Raw genomic sequence first — 18,838 nt, 5'->3', positions numbered from 1 at the left:
TTTTTTTTCATAACTTCGGCAGAAATACTAACTATATACTAAGAAATAATGAAGCGTAAATACCTTTTGTTTCTGGGCATCTTGCTTTCAGTGGGGCAGGTTCTTGCTCAAAATGGACTCACAAAATATGTAGATCCACATATTGGATCTGCGGCGCATGGTCATGTTTTTGTTGGCGCAAACGTGCCTTTCGGAGCCGTTCAGCTTGGTCCAACCAATGTTTTTGGAGGCTGGGATTGGTGCAGCGGTTACAATTATGCCAGCAATACCATTATCGGATTTTCACATACCCATTTGAGTGGAACAGGAATTGGCGATCTGAATGATATCCTTGTGATGCCGGCAACGGGTCCTTCCCAACAAAACTATGTATCTACTTTCGCTCACGATCGTGAGGTATCGAAAGCAGGATATTACAGCGTCATGCTGGATAAATACAAGATTAAAGCAGAATTAACGAGTTCTGAAAGGGTAGGTTTCCACAAATATACATTTGATGCTGCCCAGCATCAGCCACACCTCATGATAGACCTTAAAGCAGGTCTGGGATGGGACAGCCCGGTAGAAACTTATGTGAAGCAAATCGATGCGACTACACTGGTTGGATACCGTTTCTCTAAAGGATGGGCAAATGATCAGCGTTTATATTTTGCAGTAAAAATTTCTCAGCCAATCGGTCGCTTAGCTTTGTCGGACAGCAGCAGCATGCTTAAAAATGAGCATGAATTGAAAGGTAAAGGAGTAAAGGCAGTATTGCATTTCGATGCAATCACTCAAAATGTCTTAAAGCTTAAAGTGGGACTTTCCCCAGTAAGTTATGAAAATGCTTTGGCAAATATCACCGCTGAAATTCCAGGATGGGATTTTGAAAAGGTACATCAGCAAGCCAATCAAAAATGGGAAAAGGAGCTTTCTAAATTGAAGATTACCGCCGATGAAGAAACTAAAAAGACCTTTTACACGGCTTTGTATCATACTATGATTGCACCATCTATCTTTGATGATGTGAATGGTGATTATAGAGGAACTGATAAAAAGGTGTACCATAAACCTGGTTTTACAAATTATACTACCTTTTCTTTATGGGATACTTACCGTGCTTATCATCCATTATTCACGATTTTACACCAGGATAAAGTATCAGATATTGTGAACTCATTTCTGGCAATTTACCAGCAGCAGGGTAAATTACCTGTATGGCATTTGATGGGAAATGAAACCAATACGATGATCGGTTATCATGCGGTTCCAATCATTGTGGATGCCTATCTGAAAGGTTTTAGAGGATTTGATGTGAACCTTGCTTATGAAGCGATGAAACATTCAGCCATGCAAAAAGTAGAGGGGATTGATTACGCTGCAAAATTGGAATATATTCCTTCAGACCGTGTGATTGAATCCGTTGCTAAAGGATTGGAATATGCGATCGACGATTGGTGCATTGCGCAAATGGCCAAAGCAATGGGGAAAGATGGAGATTATAAGTACTTCTCTGAACGTGCGAAGTTGTACCGCAAGTATTTTGATACTAAGACTAATTTTATGCGTGGTAAACTGGAAAGCGGAGCATGGCGTACTCCATTTAATCCGGTTTCTTCGAAACACCGTGAAGATGATTATACGGAAGGAAATGCCTGGCAATATACCTGGTTGGTTCCTCAGGATCCTGAAGGACTCATTGCCTTATTTGGTGGCGACAAACCTTTCTCTAAGAAACTGGACACATTATTTAGCATGAGCTCAGAAATGGGAGAGGGAAGTTCACCTGACATTACTGGATTAATTGGCCAGTATGCACAAGGAAACGAGCCGAATCACCATATTCCTTATTTATATGCTTTTGTTGGTCAGCCATGGAAAACTGCCGACCGTGTTCGTCAGATCACTGATTCTTTGTATACCAATAAGCCTGATGGTCTATGTGGTAATGAAGATTTAGGTCAGATGTCTGCCTGGTATGTGTTTTCTGCAATGGGCTTCTATCCGGTGAATCCAGCCAATGGTGTTTATGTATTTGGTTCTCCATTGGTAAATGATGCGGTGATTGACTTGCCAGGAAATAAAAAGTTTCAATTGAAAGTGATCAACAACAGTAAAACGAATAAGTACATCCAGAGCGCGATGCTGAATGGTAAGCCGTATAAGAAATCTTACCTGCTGCATAAGGATCTGGTTGCAGGCGCTACGCTCACCTTGTATATGGGCAGTAAGCCTTCTTCTACCTGGGGTGTAAATCCGGCATACCGTCCAAAATCTGTGACTTTGAAATAAAGGAAAGCTGAACTGCTCTTAAAGCAAAATGCCCTGCTAATTTTAAAACTAGCAGGGCATTTTTTATGCTCCTTTTTTTATGCTCCTTCCTCTTCTGTTTCTTCGAGCTTTGCGTCTTTATTTCTTTTGAGTGCAACTTTAGGTTTATCCTGAGTTCCGGTAATGCTCAATGGAATGCCGATCAATCCGAAAGGAGGAAGCCCTAATCTACCGCTTAAATTTAGGCGGCCATCAAAGCTCACCTGACCTTCAAAACGTGGTCTGAAGCCCGCAACACGCATCTTAAACCTTTCAATGGTAATGATGTTGTTGTTAATGGTGCTTTTGATATTGATCTCAGAAAGATCAGGATTGCTCAAACTATCCCTTTTTGTTGCTTTTCCTATCGCATTCATCAGTTTAAATCCACTCATACTGATTTTTTTTACCGAAAGGACACCAGCGCCTTTTAAAGAAGGAAAGACAGGGAACATATCCTGATTCAGTTTACCGGAAAGCTGGTAATCCAGGCCAATCACTCCTTTCATTTTCCCCGCAGAAGTAGCCATTTCACGGAATAATTTGATCTCTTTATAAGCTTTCGCAATATCGAATTCTTTGGCGGTCAGGTGATAATCGAATGTTGCCGATTTTGGACTTAAGCTTTTATAAGTCGCATCCATCACCACTGGTGCATCAATCAGGTTGAAACTCGTCTGCTTTAATGACATCACACCGCGATTCAGCGCCAATGTGCCTTTTGCATCTTTAATCTTAAGGTCATTGTAATAAACTGTACCTGCATTGGCATGGAGCTCGACATCCAGATTGTCAGGAATGATGATCACGCCATTACTCGGCATGGCTTTGCCTGAGGCCTCCACCGGAACGCCATTATAGGCCATAAACTCGTCGGCATATAAAGCCTTAGTATCCAGGTCAAAGTTTCCGGTTAGTTTTGCTTTATCAGACAATACGTAATTGATGATATTGCCCAGATGGCCTTTCATGCTGATGTTGGATTGGCCATAACTGGCCTGGAAGTTTTCAAACTTCATCTTATCCTGCGCAAAAGAGAAGACACCATTCCTGATCAGGAATGTTTTTGGAAACAGATCCGATTCCAGGTTTAATGATTTGATCACCACAAGCCCATGGTTATTCAATTTGTGGTAACGTCCGTTCATGGCATCACTTTGTAATCCTTTAAAAGAAACATTGCTGAAAATAGAGCCTTTTACCTGGTATCCTTTTACAGCAAATAACTGGTACATTTTTCCGATGTCAATGGTTCCTTTTGAACTGATATTGTAAGCCACATTCTCAAAATTCTTCACATCCGCTTTCAACATGAAGGGCTGTCCAGCCATTTGAAATGAAATCGGTTTGATATTTAATTGAGTGCCTTTTAGTTTACCATCCTTATTGACCAATGCCGCATCGATTACGATTTTCTCTAAAGGCTGATCGAAATGCGCAGTTTTAATCCTTCCGTTGGCCAGTTGAATCGAAGCGGTAGTGACCGGGAATAGTTTTTTAAGCTGATTATAGCCTCCCTTACTTTGCAGATCTACATGGAGTTCTCCGTTCAATTCTAAGTCTTTTAAAGGGTAGAAATTCTTGATTTCTGCAAAATTGACCATAGATTGCAGTTGCACATCAACCGGCATGTTTTCTGCGGTTTGCAGTTTTGCCGATCCACGGATATAGCTGCTCAAAGCCTGAACGTCAATATTACTAATTTCCAGCTTCGTGTTTTTGTAGTTTCCGTCAGGATTCTGACCATTGATACTGAAATTAATCTTATCGATTGCTGCCGGTAAGGAAGCGAATTTAAAATAGCCATTGGTCACTTTAGAAACCAGGCGGAATTTAGGGATGCTGGCAATTACAGTATCTACTTTTCTAATACCACTTCTTACTACTTTCTTGCTGTATTTTCCATCCGCATGTAAATCGATATCATAATGACCTCTGATCAGATCTACACTGAAAATTTTGCCCCATTTTTCCAGATCAATTGATGCGCGGGTTTTAATATAGATTTCAGGGCTTACCAGGCCGTTTAACTTGACCACAGAGCTCAAATGGTCTTTACCCATATTAAAATATAGGCTGTCCATATTGATGCTGAGGCTGTCCATGTTTAAACTGGGTAACTTCGTCTGCAGATTCAGGTATAATTTACTGATGGATTCCGGAGCTTTAGGGTTAGAAATTTCACCGTCTCGGATTTTCATATTGAAAGTTGCCGTAGGCATCGTGTTGCTTTTAGCCAGGTACTTACCGATTAAAGAAGCTTCAATTTCTGCATAACCTTTGATATTTGTTTTTTCTACGCGGTTGGCTACCTCTGGAGGCAAAGCCGAAAAGATATTGTGAAGATCCGTTTCTTTTGCTTTCGTTTTGAAATTGATGTCGTATCCATCTTTAATAAAGGAGAAACGGCCAACAAAATGAATAGGTAAAGAGTTGATCTGAAGATCATTTTCATCAAACATCAGATCCAGGGAATTGGTATTGATCTTAGTCAGCAATTTGGCATTGATCTTTTTGCCCAATAAATAAGGAGATCCTGCATACACCACATCCAGACTGTCTATGTTGGCCTGACTTTTCAGGTCAAAGATCGCCTTGCTAAAATCGCCTTGTCCGGAATAGTTTAAACCTCTGGCGCTGATCAGCATGGGGACCGATTGATCATTATAGGTCAGGTTACTTTTTTTGATAAAGATCCCTTCGATTTTAATGGCAGTACTGCTATTTTCCGGTGCTTTTTGTGTGCTATCCGGCTTGCTTTCATACACATTGTAATTGGCATTTCCTTTTTCATCTACTTTCACAGAGATATCGGCTTCATTGATAAAAACCTGATCAATTTTGATCTGATCTGAAAAGATCGTACTCAAATCCACTCTGAAAGCAAGTTCTTTCGTATGCAATAACGTATCCTGCTGAAATGGTGCTGAGCCTTTTAAGCTGAAATTCTGCAGACTTAAAGTTAAGGAAGGGAAGTGCCTGAAGAAGGATAAACTGCTGTCTTCAAAATGGACTTCTCCTTTGATATTCCCGTTCACCCATTTTTCCACGGTTTTGGAAATGGTTTTGGGCATCAGATAGGGGACAATAAATAAGAACAATACGATAGCGGAGAGTGTGATCCCCGTAATTTTAAGAACTTTTTTCAAACTTGTGTGTATATTAAGGTATTAAGCGGCAAAGGTAATTCTTTATAGCTTAAAAACATATCTGGAAATCCGTTGTATTTAAGTATAGATAGGGGGAATTCTACAGAGAAAATCAGCTGGAGAATGGGATTCCCCGAAAAAAAGCCGAATATTGCATTTGTAACGGGCATGCTATGATGCCTGAAAATTTAAAGATAAGATTATGAGTGAAGCAGTAAAGGGTGCAGCCCCAGAGCTTTCTACCGAGGTAGCGGATGAGATCCTAAAGCTTTCAGAAAGTGGAAATGAATACATTGATGAGGATGATTTTGATAGTGCTATCGGCGCATGGGAAGAAGCATTAGCTTTAATTCCTGAGCCTCAAAATGAATATATCCAAAGTGTTTGGTTGAATGCTTCTATTGGAGATGCTTATTTTCTTCAGGACGATTTCAAAAAAGCATTGCGCTTTTTCGAAATTGCGAAAAGCAATACCAGAGAAGATGTACATGGCAACCCTTTTATCATGCTGCGTTTAGGAGAATGTTACCTGGAGCAAGGCGATAAAGAAAAAGCGAAAGACTATCTTTTGAAAGCATATTTATTAGAACCAGATGGTATCTTTTATGGTGAAGAAGAAAAGTATTTTGATTTCTTAAAAGCGAATGCAGATCTAAAAGCACAAGGCTAGAATTTTTCCGGCAAACTACAAATAGACGACTCAAAATCCCGCTGTATAAGTTTATACAAACTGGGATTTTGAGTCGTTTCTGTTAGGATTGGCATTGCGCAGGTTTTTCTGTTATCTTTCAACAATCATAAAAATTTCAGCAACAATAAAAAGTAATGAAGGTTTTTGAAAAACAGGAAAATGTTGAGTAACAATAATTTGATATAGAAAATACAGGAGATGGCCTGAATTTTGAGTCTCATTAATCAAATCTCACCTTAAAATAAAAACTGTTATGAATCAAAAAGAAATAACCGACGAGTATGTAAATGCAGTAAACAAAATTGAAACTATTTTAAAGTTCGACAAGACCGTTTATCCTAATGCAACTGCCTTTATCCATCAATTATTAAAGTTATCAAAAGACAATCATTTTCAAGTATTGACCAAAGATGGTTCCAGCCTGGCTGATGCCTTTGAGGGATAAAAAATAGAAAAAGATACACTTACTGTATCTAAAAAACATCAACCTGGTCTATATAGACCGGGTTTTTTTATGGACCTAAAAAAAATATTCTTAATTCTTTTCATAACTAAATGAATATTCATTTATATTTGTTGCCCGATAATAAAAGAATGAGAATCAGAGATGTAAATAAAATTGAATTGGTTAAAGAGAAGGCTGTAGCGCTGTTGGTGAAAGTCGGTTTTGAAGGTTTTACCATGGCTAAACTGGCAAAATCCTGCAGCATTTCTGTGGCCACTTTATACATCTATTATAAGGATAAGGATGATCTGATCCTCCAGATAGGTCTTGAAGAGACTAAAAAAATAAGCAGTATGATGCTGGAAGGCTTCGATCCTGAGTTTTCTTTTGCCGAGGGATTGAGACATCAATGGAAAAACCGCGCAAAGGCAATGTTGGAAAATCCCTTGACCTGTCAGATGATTGAGCAGCTCCGGACTTCTACTTATCAGGAAAAGATTTTCGAAGCAATGACAGAAACATTTAGGCAAACCCTGGGTGTATTTATGGAGCGGGCAGTGGCAAATGGAGAGATTGATGTCATGCCTATGGAAACCTACTGGTCGGTTGCTTTTGGCCCCCTATACGCCTTGGTTCGTTTTCATAACGAAGGGCGAAGTATTGGTGGGAGGCCGTTTATCCTGACTGATGAAATTCTTTGGTCTTCTTTTGAGTTAGTATTGAAAGCTTTTAAAAAATAAACTACCAACATGGAAATTAATGGACTAAACGTGTTGTTATTCAAAACGAATATCCGCACAGAAAGCGACAAACAATTTATAATACAGCTGATGCAGCAAAACGAAATTAACCAGTGTACCATAGATCAGGAAGACGTGGATTGCGTGCTGAGGATAGTTTCAAATGAGCTGCAGCTAAACGATGTGATTACATTGGTTAGCCGACATGGTTACCACTGCGAAGAATTAATTTAATGGAACAAATCATCCCCAGCCAGATTGCACCGCCGTTCTCTGGTTATCAAAAACTAGTCATTGTCTTACTGGCTTTGCTACAATTTACCATCGTACTGGATTTTATGGTGCTCGCCCCATTGGGTGATTTCCTGATGAAATCTTTGTCGATTACGCCAAAAGGTTTCGGTCTCGTGGTTTCTTCATACGCTTTTAGTGCGGGAGCTTCCGGGATTTTAGCTGCCGGTTTTGCCGACAAATTTGACCGTAAAAAGTTATTGCTATTTTTCTATACTGGATTTATCGTAGGTACTTTATGCTGCGCGATGTCTACCACTTACGAGATGTTATTAGGTGCCAGAATTGTAACCGGGCTCTTTGGCGGTGTAATTGGCGCGATTTCTATGACCATTGTTACCGATCTTTTTGCGGTTCATCAACGTGGCAGGGTGATGGGATTCGTACAAATGGCTTTTGCCGCCAGTCAGATTTTAGGGATTCCTATCGGCCTTTACCTGGCAAATCTCTGGGGTTGGCATGCTGCTTTTTACATGATCGTACTATTGGCTGTTGGAATCGCATTAACTGTGGTATTTAACGTGAAACCCATCGATAAGCACCTGGCCATTCAATCGGATAAAAATGCCTTTTTGCACCTTTGGCATGCCGTTTCCAATCCATCGTATCAAACCGGATTTCTTGCTACAGCTTTTTTAAGCGTCGGAGGATTCATGCTGATGCCATTTGGAAGTGCCTATTTAATCAATAATATCAATATCAGTCAGCTGGAATTGCCGATGGTATTCATGTTTACCGGTATTGGCTCCATCATCATGATGCCGCTGATTGGTAAACTGAGTGATAAGCTGGATAAGTTTATGATCTTTTGTGCAGGTTCTTTGCTTGCCGTAATCATGATCTTGATTTATACCAAGATGACACCAGTTCCCTTGTGGCAGGTGGTGCTCTTGAATACGGTTCTTTTTATGGGGATTATGAGCCGGATGATTCCTGCAACTACTTTAACGATGAGTATTCCAGATCAGCAGGATAGAGGAGCATTCATGAGTGTGAACGCCTCTTTACAGCAGGTAGCAGGCGGTATAGCTGCCCTTTGTGCCGGATTAATTGTAACGCAGGAAACAAAAAGCAGTCCACTGCAGCATTACGATACCTTAGGAATCGTAGTCTCTGTATTGATTATGATCTGCGGTTTCTTTGTATATCGGGTAAATGTACTGGTGAAAAAGAAAGGACAGGCTTAGAAAAAACGTAGCGTATTAGAACAATTGCATGGTGGTTGCATTTTGTGCCGCCCCAGGTGTGTTCATTTTCTTTTTCAATAAGTCCTGAATCTTTTTCATCAGTTCATGCTGATTTTCCCAATGCTCCGGCTTTGCCGCAATCTCCGTCGCTGCCCGTATCTTATAAATCTTATGGTCTGCTACTAAACGATGCTGTGTAAACAGCGACACCAGTTTTTGATCTGACTTGTTTTTCGGTTTGGTACGGATGTGTTTGTTCAAAAGATTGATCACCTGAAGGGTGAGTTCCTTTGCAAAATAATTGTAAGCCGCATCCATTCTGGTATGAATAGCGGATGGATCTTTCAAACCACTCTCTTTTTGAAGCTGTCTGAGTTGAGATTGAAAACGAATGGAGACCTGCTGTAAGGCTTCAATAGACCTGCTCAGGTTGCCAATCATCGATCTGAATTCAGGATCTGTAGACTTCATCACCTCATGGTCTGCACTTAACTTCTCAAATGAATATGTGAGTTCATTAAAAGAGAAAGCACTGCTGAACAAATGAATAATATATCTTTCCTGAGCTGCGGCCAGGAAATCCGTTAAGGAGTCTACATTACCCAGTTTCATGTAGTTGAGTACTTCGATATTGGAACGCAGGCTTTCTTTGTTGATTTTTGAGCGAAGAATCAAACCATTTAAGGTCCTCACTCTACTCAAAGCCACATATACCTGCCCAGACACAAAGGAGTTCCCCGCATCAATGATGGCACTATCGAAAGTTAAGCCCTGACTCTTATGTATGGTTACTGCCCATGCCAGTTTGATCGGGAATTGAAAAAATTCACCTACCTGCTGCTGGACAATGGCATTGTTTTCATTCGCTTTGTATTCAAATGATTGCCATGATGATCGTTCCAATAATAATGGTTCTTCCTCATCTGGAAAAGAGATGTAGATTTCTTCTCCATGGATTGATTTTACTTTTCCAATTTTACCATTGTAGAATTTCCGGTCGTCACCAGTATCATTTTTGATAAACATCACCTGAGCGCCAATTTTGAGGCGTAAAGATTGTTCTACTGGCAATACCTGGTTGCTAAAAGTACCTTCCACCTGACCTTCGAAAACAAAATCTTCGCCTTCCAGCTCATCTGCTTTTTCGTTGTTGATGGTATTGGCTTCTGCATTATGAGAAGTAATGATAATATGGTTAGAGCCTGCTGCCTGTTTAAAAGAAGGATCAAAACGCTGGTTTAAGATCGCCAGCCTTTCATCTCCGATCTGGTTGTTCCTGATGTCGTTCAGGATATCCACGAATTCAGGTTCAGTTTGGCGGAATACCTTTTTCAGCTCCACTTGTAATAATGGGTTTTGCTTCACTACCGTCGCTTCAAAGAAATAAGGGGAAGGATAGATTCTGCTCAGCAATTCCCAGTCTTCTCTTTTAGTGACCGGGGGCAATTGGAAAAGATCTCCGATCAATAAGAGCTGTACGCCGCCAAAGGGCGCATCATTTTTTCTGACCATCCTAAGTATCGCATCCACCGCATCAATCACATCACAGCGCACCATAGATACCTCATCAATGATCATGAGCTCCAGCTCCATCAATAATGTTTTTCTTTCTTTCGAATAGTTGAGTTCTGTAAGGAGGCTTTTGATGGATACGACCCCGGCTCTTAAGCTGGCCAGGTTCACATCTCCAGGAAAGAAAGATCCCGGAGGCAATTGAAACAGGGAATTGATGGTGACGCCTTTGGCATTCATGGCTGCTACACCAGTGGGCGCAACAATCACCGTCTTTTTCGCTGTCGTCTCTTTTATTTTCCTCAATAAAGTCGTTTTCCCGGTTCCGGCTTTTCCAGTCAGGAAAATGCTTTGGTTGGTATATTCGATAAAGGAGATGACATTGTCAAAAATTTCATTGGCGGAATCCACAGTACTCATGTCTGCAAATTTAGCCTATTTTTCGTAAACCATATGGATTAAAGGCAATGATTCCATGTTTTAGAGCTCATTATATCTAGATATCAATGCATCTTTTTCAATAGCCCGGATACAATCTTTTGAGTAGCAGGGAATTCGTAGCTATGGCTGCCAGGCAAAATCATCAGTTTGAAATTTTTAAGGGAAATGTCTTTTAATGCTTTCGGTTCTTCCCCCTCCCCATAATAGCAGAGGATGGGAATGCTGATCTTTTCAACCTCTGGAATTACTTTATAGGGTTTGTCGTCACCACCAAGGTTGAGTAAATCAACAGTACGGACTTTAAAGTCGCTGGTGGCAAAAGGGGAGCAAAGCTGGATAGCGGCGATTCTTCTTTTTGCAGGGGCAGGTAGTCGGTTGTAAGCAAAGGGAATAATGTCTGCGCCGAAGGAATAGCCGCAGAGGTAGATTTCAGTCGCATGGTACTTCCTGCGGTAGGTTCTCAACAGCAATAACAAGTGTTTAGAAAGTTCTTCTGGAGTTCTCTTTTCCCAGAAGTAGTTCCGGGTATTGAAACCAATGGTGTGGAAGCCGTTTTTGGAAAACTCCTGGGCAAGTTCATCTTCAAAGTCCAGCCAGCCACCATCACCTGAAAGGACGAAGATCAGCTTGTCAGACTCCGGTACACTGCTTGGATAAAGTACCACTGGTAAGTCATAATCGTACCTCTCAAGGCCTGCATGCGTGGTTTTCCTATTGCGTAAAAACAATCCACAGCCAGAAAGTAAGACGATCATGCCAATTAGGAGCGCAGTCTTGAAATGGGCCATTGTTCTTTTTATTCTTTATAATTTGGATGGAACGTATCTCATTTTAATAATGTAATTTAGAGAAAAATTAAGCCTGACGCTCAAATGTGGAAATCTTTATTTGTGGATATCTCGTAGTTATCCACAGCCAGACAAAGTTATCCCCTCTGTATAAAATTACTAATGAGCGAGTTACGAAAAAGGTGAAATTTTCCGCTTCAATGTTAGTAAAATTTATGATCTTCGCACTCCCAAAACAACGGATCCATTCGCTGTTTTAAAGTTTAAAACCGTAAAATTAAAGAGAACCTATGCAAAACACTTGTACCCAAGTATGGAATAACTGTCTCCAAATCATAAAGGATAATATCCCGGCCCAGAGCTTCAAGACCTGGTTCGAACCGATATCAGCCCTTAAGCTGGAAGGCAGCGTTTTAACTGTACAAGTACCTAGTTTGTTCTTCTACGAGTGGCTGGAAGAGCATTACGTGGCATTATTACGTAAAACGGTTAAACAACAACTTGGCGCAGAAGGACGTTTAGAGTATAATATAGTGGTAGATAAATCTACAAATGGAGCACTGCCTTATACGACTAATATGCCATCAAACGGAAGCATGTCTTCTACCAACAGGAAACAATCTATGCCGGTTCCTGTAAATGTGAACAGAGACATTAAGAATCCATTTGTGATTCCTGGATTGAAAAAGATGAATGTAGATCCACAGCTGAATTCAAACTATACGTTTGATACTTTTGTGGAAGGGGATTGTAACCGCCTTGCCCGTTCGGCAGGACATGCGGTAGCGGCAAAACCTGGTGCAACTTCATTTAACCCATTAATGATCTATGGTGCTTCAGGTTTGGGAAAAACCCACTTGGCACAGGCGATTGGAAATGAAATCAGACAAAACCTTCCTGATAAGTTAGTGATCTACTTATCATGTGAAAAATTCTGTCAGCAGTTCGTAGAATCATTGAAAAACAATACCATTAATGATTTCGTGAATTTCTATCAGGCAATGGATGTGATCATCATGGATGATATTCACAACTTCGCTGGAAAAGAAAAAACTCAGGATATCTTCTTCCACATCTTCAACCATTTACACCAATCCGGCAAGCAGATCATCATCACTTCTGATAAGTCTCCAAAAGACCTTACCGGTTTAGAGGAACGCTTATTGAGTCGTTTCAAATGGGGCCTATCAGCAGATCTTCAGATCCCTGAACTGGAAACCAGAATTGCGATCTTAAGAAAGAAAATGTACGCAGATGGAATTGATCTTCCTGATGAAGTGGTAGAATACGTGGCACATAACATTGACAACAACGTTCGTGAGCTGGAAGGCGCAATGGTTTCGCTATTGGCACAATCCACCATGAATAAAAAAGAAATTGATTTGCAGCTGGCTAAATCAATGTTGAAGAACTTTATCAAAAATACCACAAAAGAAGTTTCAATGGATTATATCCAGAAGCTGGTTTGTGACTACTTTGAAGTTCCGGTACATTTATTAAAAGCGCCGACCCGTAAAAGGGAAATCGTTCAGGCCCGTCAGATTTCTATGTATTTATCAAAAGGGATGACTAAGTCTTCTTTGAAAACTATCGGCGCCTTCTTTGGTGGCAGGGATCACTCTACAGTGATTTACGCTTGTCAGACGGTAGAAGATCTGATTCAAACGGATAAGACTTTCAGAGCTTATGTGAATGACATTGAGAAAAAACTGAAAATGAGCTAAGGCATTTAAGCATATATTAAAAAGCCGGGAATAGAAATCTTTATAGATTTTCGTTCCCGGCTTTTTTGTGGGTAGAATATTTATCTTTAGGAATGAGCACTTTTGCAGCACGAATTATTGCCTTTAATAAGCGCCTGACGTATAAAGGGATTTTGCCGGAAGGCATCAGGATTATGAATCCTTTTCAGGAAAGCCCGCTGGCCCTGGCCGCTTCCTCCGAATTTTATCAGAAATATTATAATGATAGCCAGCCACGTCATCTGATTCTGGGCATCAATCCCGGACGTTTCGGTTCCGGACAAACGGGAATCTCTTTCACAGATCCGAAGCGATTAGTGGCCAATTGCCATATTGATTACCCCGGGCCAATGACGCACGAGCCTTCTTCTGCCTATATTTATGAGATGATAGCCGCTTTTGGGGGGGAGGAACAGTTCTATCAGCAGTTCTATATCCATTCCATTTGTCCATTGGGCTTTACGAAAATAGGGGAGAACGGCAAAGAAACCAATTACAATTATTACGATAATCCGGCTTTATTGAAATCGGTTTATCCATTTATTGTAGAGAACATCCGAAAACAAATTGAGATGGGCTTTGAAACTGAGGTTTGTTTTTGCTTTGGAACAGGTAAAAATGAGGCTTTCTTTAGAAAACTGAACGAAGCACATCAGTTTTTCAAAAAGATTGTTGCACTGGAACATCCCAGGTATATCATGCAGTATAAGTCTAAGGAAAAGTCAGTCTATATCGATAAATATCTGCGTGCTTTTAGCGAAGTTTAAGGGTTTTATTGCTGTAACTAGAGATTTCTACCAGCATTTTGATATTAGTAATCGTGATTTTACGGCCTTCTGAAACCAGGAGACCCAGGTTTTTGAACTCTTTCAGGATTCTCACCAGGTTTTCTTTAGCAATGCCTGCCATGTTCGACAAGTCGCTGCGGGAAATGTTGATGGCCTCCTCATTTGATTCCTCATTCTTGTATTTTTCTCTCAGCACAATCAGCGTGATCGCCACTCTTTCCCTTGCCGTACGCTGTGTAAATACAGAGATATTATTGGTCAGCACCGCATACTCATGGCTCATATTTTTCAGCAAACGCTGAGATAAAATTGCAGAGTTGTGGAGTACTTCCAGGAAATCTTCTTTAGGAATAAAGGCAATTACACAGTCTTCAATAGCGGATGCCGAATCAGGATACCGCTGCTCAGAAAGGATGGCATGATAACCAATCAGCTCATCAGTGCCTGCTACATACATGATCTGCTCCCGGCCATCCCGATCTACTTTATACTTTTTCACGATTCCTTTCTGGATGAAAAATATCCCGGAAGGAACTGCGCCTTCTTTGAAAATCACATCCCCTTTGTTATAGCTCTCGATCGTCATATTCGCATAAAGACGATTCTGGTCTTCTTCGGGAATGCTTTTCAGGATAGATTGGGATTTGAAATTCCATTGATCAATTGGGAAAATACCGGCTAGGCTCATAATGCTCTTTCTCTATTCTTTGAATTGAATCCTTTTTGATGCGACAAAGTTACTGCTAATTTTTCTGCATTCGGGCCATAATAAAGGTCATGTTGCGGTAATAACTTTAATTTAAATTGATAATTATCAGTTTTTCGATTGACAAGGATGTGTGTTTTTTCTAATTCATGAGCTTAAATTTGTAGTCGTAAACTTAACAAGAGTGATGGCGAAATTTCAGATTATAAAAGACCTTGACAACAAGTTCCATTTTAACCTAAAGCTAAAATCAGGCGGTATCGTATTGCATAGTGCAGATAAAACTGCCGCCAAGATTTCCTGCGAAAAGCAAGTAGAATTGGTAAGAGCCAATTCAAAATTTGCACAGCGTTTCAGTAGACAAACGGACGAGCAGGGTTCTTTCTTTATATTAAAGGACGCAGACAATCAGGTGCTTGCCCGTAGTGGTTACTATGAGTACTGGTTGGATATGGAACGGAGTATTGCAGCAGTACGCAGCCATACGCATGATGCAGAAGTGGATGATCTGACGACTGCAGCTAAAGCAGCAGCTTTAGATTTAGTAGCTGAATAGTCGGTTCTAAACAGCGTAAAATTTCTTGATTAAGCAACACTTCGGCAGAGCGCAGGAGGGTTGCTTTTTTTTTATAATCTTTTTTATGGTATTATTGATATTATGAAAATGCTGAACCTTTATCTTTCTGCTTTGATCTGCTTTCAGGTCTCCTTGCTTTCTGCACAAACTTTTGCTCCGGATAGTACGGGCTTGGCATTGCGACAATTATCAAAAGAAAAGCAGGAAGTGCTGAAGAACTTTTCAAATGCTAAAAACAAAACAGAAAGCATAGAAAAAATGCTGCGCCTGGGCCTATGGAAGGAAGCCAAACAGGCAATTTCAGCCAATAAGAAACCTGCTGCGGCATATAAATTACTGACAGCAGATTACCTCATTCTAAACAATGAGTTCAAGCAGGCTGAAGTCCTGGTAGATGAATTGAGAAAGACACAGCCGGAAAATGAAAAAGCAATTCTGTTAAAAGCTTTCTTAGAAATTCAGGCTTGGAGATTAACAGAAGCTGCATTGCTTTGCGAGCTAGCACTAAAAAATAAGTCTGCTAAGAACGAACAGCATTCGAAAAAAGACAAGGCCTCGGATGATCAGCAGTCTTCAGAAAAACTTTGGCTGATGCTGGGCAGGACACGATTGCTTCAAAAAAACTATACTGAGGCGCTTAAAATTGCCAAAAAAGTCATTCAGCAGCATCCCAATAGTGCCGCTGCTTACCTGCTGGAAGCAGATGTTTACTTCTGGAACCAGCAGCCAGAGCTGGCAGAGGCCCCCTTAAAGCAGTCATTAACCTTAGATCCATATAATGCCGATGCGCGGTTTAGTTATGGTTATGCGATCTGGCGACGAGTTGATGCCACACAGCTAAATGCGATGGCGGCACAATGGGAATTGGCACTGGCCATCAATCCGCTTCATTTTCAAACGAACTGGCATTGGGGAAATGGACATACCAACCTCACGTATGCCGATTATGTGGAGAAAGATGATGAGGTCATCAGAAAAGCTTTGGAAAAGGCAGATGTGCAGCTGAGTAAAGGGGAGGTCGCCAATGCGATTGAAACCACCAGAACAGTAGAAAAACAATATCCGGCATCCGTACTTCCTGGCATGCACCGCGCTTCGATCTATTATATTGCCTTCGACATGGATCGTAAAACCAGACTGGATTCAGCAGAAAACATCTTTAGCAATATACTGCTTAGGAAAAAGCATTACGGACCTGCACACAATGGCTTATCTGCTGTGATTAAGTCTAAAAGAATCCCTTATCTGGCGGTGTACGACTCGATCTCAAATACCTTGAATACCAGGAATATCAATGATATGGCCAATTTTCAAAAGGTATTTCCTGATGTGAACTATTATCCTGGTGAAACAGTGAAAGCAATGGCCTGGAACCAATTATTTACTGCGGTGGTGTATTTTCCTTTTCTTTCTAAACAGGGAGAATCTTTCCGGATTCCACCATTACACAAAGATCTTGCGGTAACGATGAATGCCCCATATTTTCGCTATATGACTACTTTCGACAATAGGCAATGGATGGATATCCGTGGGGTGGGAAGTGGTGCTGCAGCTATAGAATATGTAGAACGCGGCGCTTTTCTGGAAAGAAATGTGATCCTTCATGAATATGTCCACCTTTTTCATGGTCGGGTGCTTACCGATGCGGAATGCCGTAAAATCAGGGCCTTGTATTATCAGGCCATGAAAGAGAAAAGAACACTGGATTACTATTCTCAAAACAATGAAAGCGAGTATTTCGCACAAACTTATCCTGCCTATTTTGAACCGGTGAAGGTGCATCCATTGGATTTTAAATCCATGAATACGACCTCTGATTTGAAAACTAAAGACCCGGATATGTATGCGTTTCTGGATCAGCTGGTCAAAAAAGAGCGTGCTTACCTGGCCGGAGATCAAAAAGCAATGGCCAGCAACTGGGCGGAAGTGTACCTGAATAAAAGTAAGGATAGGAGCAGGACTAATTTGAGGCTGGCTACAAATTATCTGGATACCGCATTGGTGTACGATCCTTTGTATTTGCCGGCCTATCTTTATTATGCCCAATTGAAAACAGAAAGAAAAGACTTTAAAGCTGCAGAAGCCTGGATTAAAAAGGCAGAAGGGCTGGATCCAAAATATGCACCGATTTATACTGCTTATGCAGATTTATATGCAGCCAGGTTTGCTGCAGTTGAAATTGACCAGCAAACCGGTGTTTTAAAACAAGCATTTTACCTGGATAAGGCCTTCCGTCTGGAAGATGATTACCAGGAGCTTGCGGGCATCAGTTTGTCATTGGCAGAGATGTATAAGAAAAATGGAATGATCGCGGAATCCATGGCTACTGCCAGTGAATATGGTAAAACTGGCGCAACAGTTTCTACCTATCTCAGAGATCGCAGGGATGATGCAGTAGCTTATGCTGCAGTATTGAAATCTACTCTAGGCTATGCCGAAGAACCAGTAGCTGTTCTGAAAGGATTGGTGGAGCAGAAACCGCAGAATTTTGAGTATAGAAACAAATATGCGGATGCATTGGCTATGAATCGGCAATATGATGCCGCTATTTTTACCCTAAAAGAAGCACAGCGCATTCTGGCAGCTTCGGGCAATGCTCGTACGGATTATAACCTTAGGATTGCAGATTTCTATGCCTCAAAAGGAGACATGGATCAGGCGGGGGAGTATCTTCAGCCCTTTATAAAGGGGGATCAAGCAGTAAGGGCGGCAGACCAGTTGAGGTATAACCTTTTATTGACCAAAACAGGTCATATTGACCAGGCTGAAAGCTTGTTTAATACCATTATTGCTAAGGGGGATCCTTTTTATATGGCAGATTATTACTATACGCAAGGAAAACTTCAGGCTGCTAAGGATAGGAATAAAGGGACTGTTGCTGCATTATATGAAAAAGCGATTGCTGCAAATCCATACCTGTTTCCTGCTTATTCAGAATTGATCATCCATTATCAGGCTACCGGAGAAAAGGAAAAGGTTGCGGCAGTCAGAACAAAGCTTGCGAAATTGAAAATTACACCAGGACCTGGCTTTAAACAATTGCTCACTGATGGTGCACCATAGTGTTAGAAAGCATAACCTTAACAATTTTATGAAGCGTAGTATTGCTCTTTTTTTATTATTATTCGCATTTGTTTTTTTCTAAAAGCTCAAGGCCACAAGAACCTGATAGCCATCGATTATTATGGTCATGGGCAGACTGATATTCCTACACATCCAGTATCCTTATACCATGTGGGTGATGATATTAAACAACTGATGGATCAATTGGAAATTAAAAAAGCGGTCATTGGTGGTTGGTCCAGAGGTGGTGGAGTCAGTACTGCTTTTTATGATGCCTATCCGGAATTTATTACGCACATTATTTTTGAAAATACGGGTCATAACATCCATTATGAACAGCCAAAGCGATTCGTTCAGGATTTAAGTAATTTTCTGAAAAGAGTGAAATCTTCTCCTTAAATAATCGTAATTTGTGAAACATCCTTTTTC

15 protein-coding genes are annotated in these 18,838 nt (G+C 40.7%); 11 read left to right on the top strand and 4 right to left on the bottom strand.

What is annotated here, in order from left to right; all coding sequences use genetic code 11:
• The first annotated feature begins 48 nt into the window (after positions 1-48).
• Positions 49-2,271, top strand: coding sequence for a GH92 family glycosyl hydrolase (locus K7X70_RS18620; RefSeq protein WP_222538492.1), 2,223 nt, complete (start codon positions 49-51; stop codon positions 2,269-2,271).
• 77 nt (positions 2,272-2,348) lie between these two features.
• Here the strand turns inward: K7X70_RS18620 and K7X70_RS18615 are convergent, their stop codons facing one another.
• A complete protein-coding gene (locus K7X70_RS18615; RefSeq protein WP_222538491.1) occupies positions 2,349-5,438 on the bottom strand; it encodes an AsmA family protein in 3,090 nt (1,029 codons plus the stop codon).
• A 202-nt stretch (positions 5,439-5,640) separates the two neighbouring features.
• Here K7X70_RS18615 and K7X70_RS18610 point away from each other — a divergent pair, with 202 nt between their 5' ends.
• The 5 genes from K7X70_RS18610 (at position 5,641) to K7X70_RS18590 (ending at position 8,792) form a co-directional block, all read left to right on the top strand.
• Positions 5,641-6,108, top strand: a complete 468-nt coding sequence (locus K7X70_RS18610; RefSeq protein WP_222538490.1) for a tetratricopeptide repeat protein — start codon at positions 5,641-5,643, stop codon at positions 6,106-6,108.
• A 274-nt stretch (positions 6,109-6,382) separates the two neighbouring features.
• Positions 6,383-6,574, top strand: coding sequence for a hypothetical protein (locus tag K7X70_RS18605; RefSeq protein WP_222538489.1), 192 nt, complete (start codon positions 6,383-6,385; stop codon positions 6,572-6,574).
• A 149-nt stretch (positions 6,575-6,723) separates the two neighbouring features.
• Entirely contained in the window at positions 6,724-7,314 is a 591-nt protein-coding gene (locus tag K7X70_RS18600) for a TetR/AcrR family transcriptional regulator (RefSeq protein WP_222538488.1), read from the top strand.
• 9 nt (positions 7,315-7,323) lie between these two features.
• Positions 7,324-7,548, top strand: coding sequence for a hypothetical protein (locus K7X70_RS18595; protein ID WP_222538487.1), 225 nt, complete (start codon positions 7,324-7,326; stop codon positions 7,546-7,548).
• Complete coding sequence (locus tag K7X70_RS18590; RefSeq protein ID WP_222538486.1) at positions 7,548-8,792, top strand: MFS transporter; 1,245 nt, start codon at positions 7,548-7,550, stop codon at positions 8,790-8,792. The genes K7X70_RS18595 and K7X70_RS18590 overlap by 1 nt, the downstream gene beginning before the upstream one ends.
• Before the next feature lie 15 nt (positions 8,793-8,807).
• On the opposite strand, the gene K7X70_RS18585 is transcribed toward K7X70_RS18590, so the two are convergent.
• Positions 8,808-10,724: an ATP-dependent DNA helicase gene (locus K7X70_RS18585; RefSeq protein ID WP_222538485.1), complete on the bottom strand. Its 1,917-nt coding sequence runs from the start codon at positions 10,722-10,724 to the stop codon at positions 8,808-8,810.
• A gap of 83 nt (positions 10,725-10,807) precedes the next feature.
• Complete coding sequence (locus tag K7X70_RS18580) at positions 10,808-11,533, bottom strand: AcvB/VirJ family lysyl-phosphatidylglycerol hydrolase (protein WP_222538484.1); 726 nt, start codon at positions 11,531-11,533, stop codon at positions 10,808-10,810.
• A gap of 290 nt (positions 11,534-11,823) precedes the next feature.
• Between K7X70_RS18580 and dnaA the strand changes: the two genes are divergently transcribed.
• Together dnaA and K7X70_RS18570 are read left to right on the top strand one after the other, a co-directional pair.
• Complete coding sequence (gene dnaA / locus K7X70_RS18575) at positions 11,824-13,257, top strand: chromosomal replication initiator protein DnaA (RefSeq protein ID WP_062549583.1); 1,434 nt, start codon at positions 11,824-11,826, stop codon at positions 13,255-13,257.
• A gap of 92 nt (positions 13,258-13,349) precedes the next feature.
• A complete protein-coding gene (locus tag K7X70_RS18570) occupies positions 13,350-14,042 on the top strand; it encodes an SMUG2 DNA glycosylase family protein (protein WP_222538483.1) in 693 nt (230 codons plus the stop codon).
• Here the strand turns inward: K7X70_RS18570 and K7X70_RS18565 are convergent.
• Positions 14,029-14,751 carry a Crp/Fnr family transcriptional regulator gene (locus K7X70_RS18565; protein WP_062549581.1) on the bottom strand — a complete coding sequence of 241 codons (723 nt, stop codon included), beginning with the start codon at positions 14,749-14,751 and terminating at the stop codon, positions 14,029-14,031. The genes K7X70_RS18570 and K7X70_RS18565 overlap by 14 nt on opposite strands.
• A 205-nt stretch (positions 14,752-14,956) precedes the next feature.
• On the opposite strand from K7X70_RS18565, the gene K7X70_RS18560 reads away from it, so the two are divergent.
• The 3 genes from K7X70_RS18560 (at position 14,957) to K7X70_RS18550 (ending at position 18,808) form a co-directional block, all read left to right on the top strand.
• Positions 14,957-15,325 (top strand): DUF1508 domain-containing protein, encoded by a 369-nt coding sequence (locus K7X70_RS18560; protein ID WP_222538482.1) that lies wholly within the window; start codon positions 14,957-14,959, stop codon positions 15,323-15,325.
• Positions 15,326-15,433: 108 nt separating this feature from the next.
• Entirely contained in the window at positions 15,434-18,409 is a 2,976-nt protein-coding gene (locus K7X70_RS18555) for a tetratricopeptide repeat protein (protein ID WP_222538481.1), read from the top strand.
• 54 nt (positions 18,410-18,463) lie between these two features.
• Entirely contained in the window at positions 18,464-18,808 is a 345-nt protein-coding gene (locus K7X70_RS18550; RefSeq protein WP_222538762.1) for an alpha/beta fold hydrolase, read from the top strand.
• Positions 18,809-18,838 lie beyond the last annotated feature (30 nt).

Origin of the sequence: Pedobacter polysacchareus (assembly GCF_019802255.1) — a bacterium.
Classification (GTDB): domain Bacteria; phylum Bacteroidota; class Bacteroidia; order Sphingobacteriales; family Sphingobacteriaceae; genus Pedobacter; species Pedobacter polysacchareus.
The sequence above is the reverse complement of the archived record's forward strand: the minus strand, read 5'-3'. Positions and strand labels throughout refer to the sequence as shown.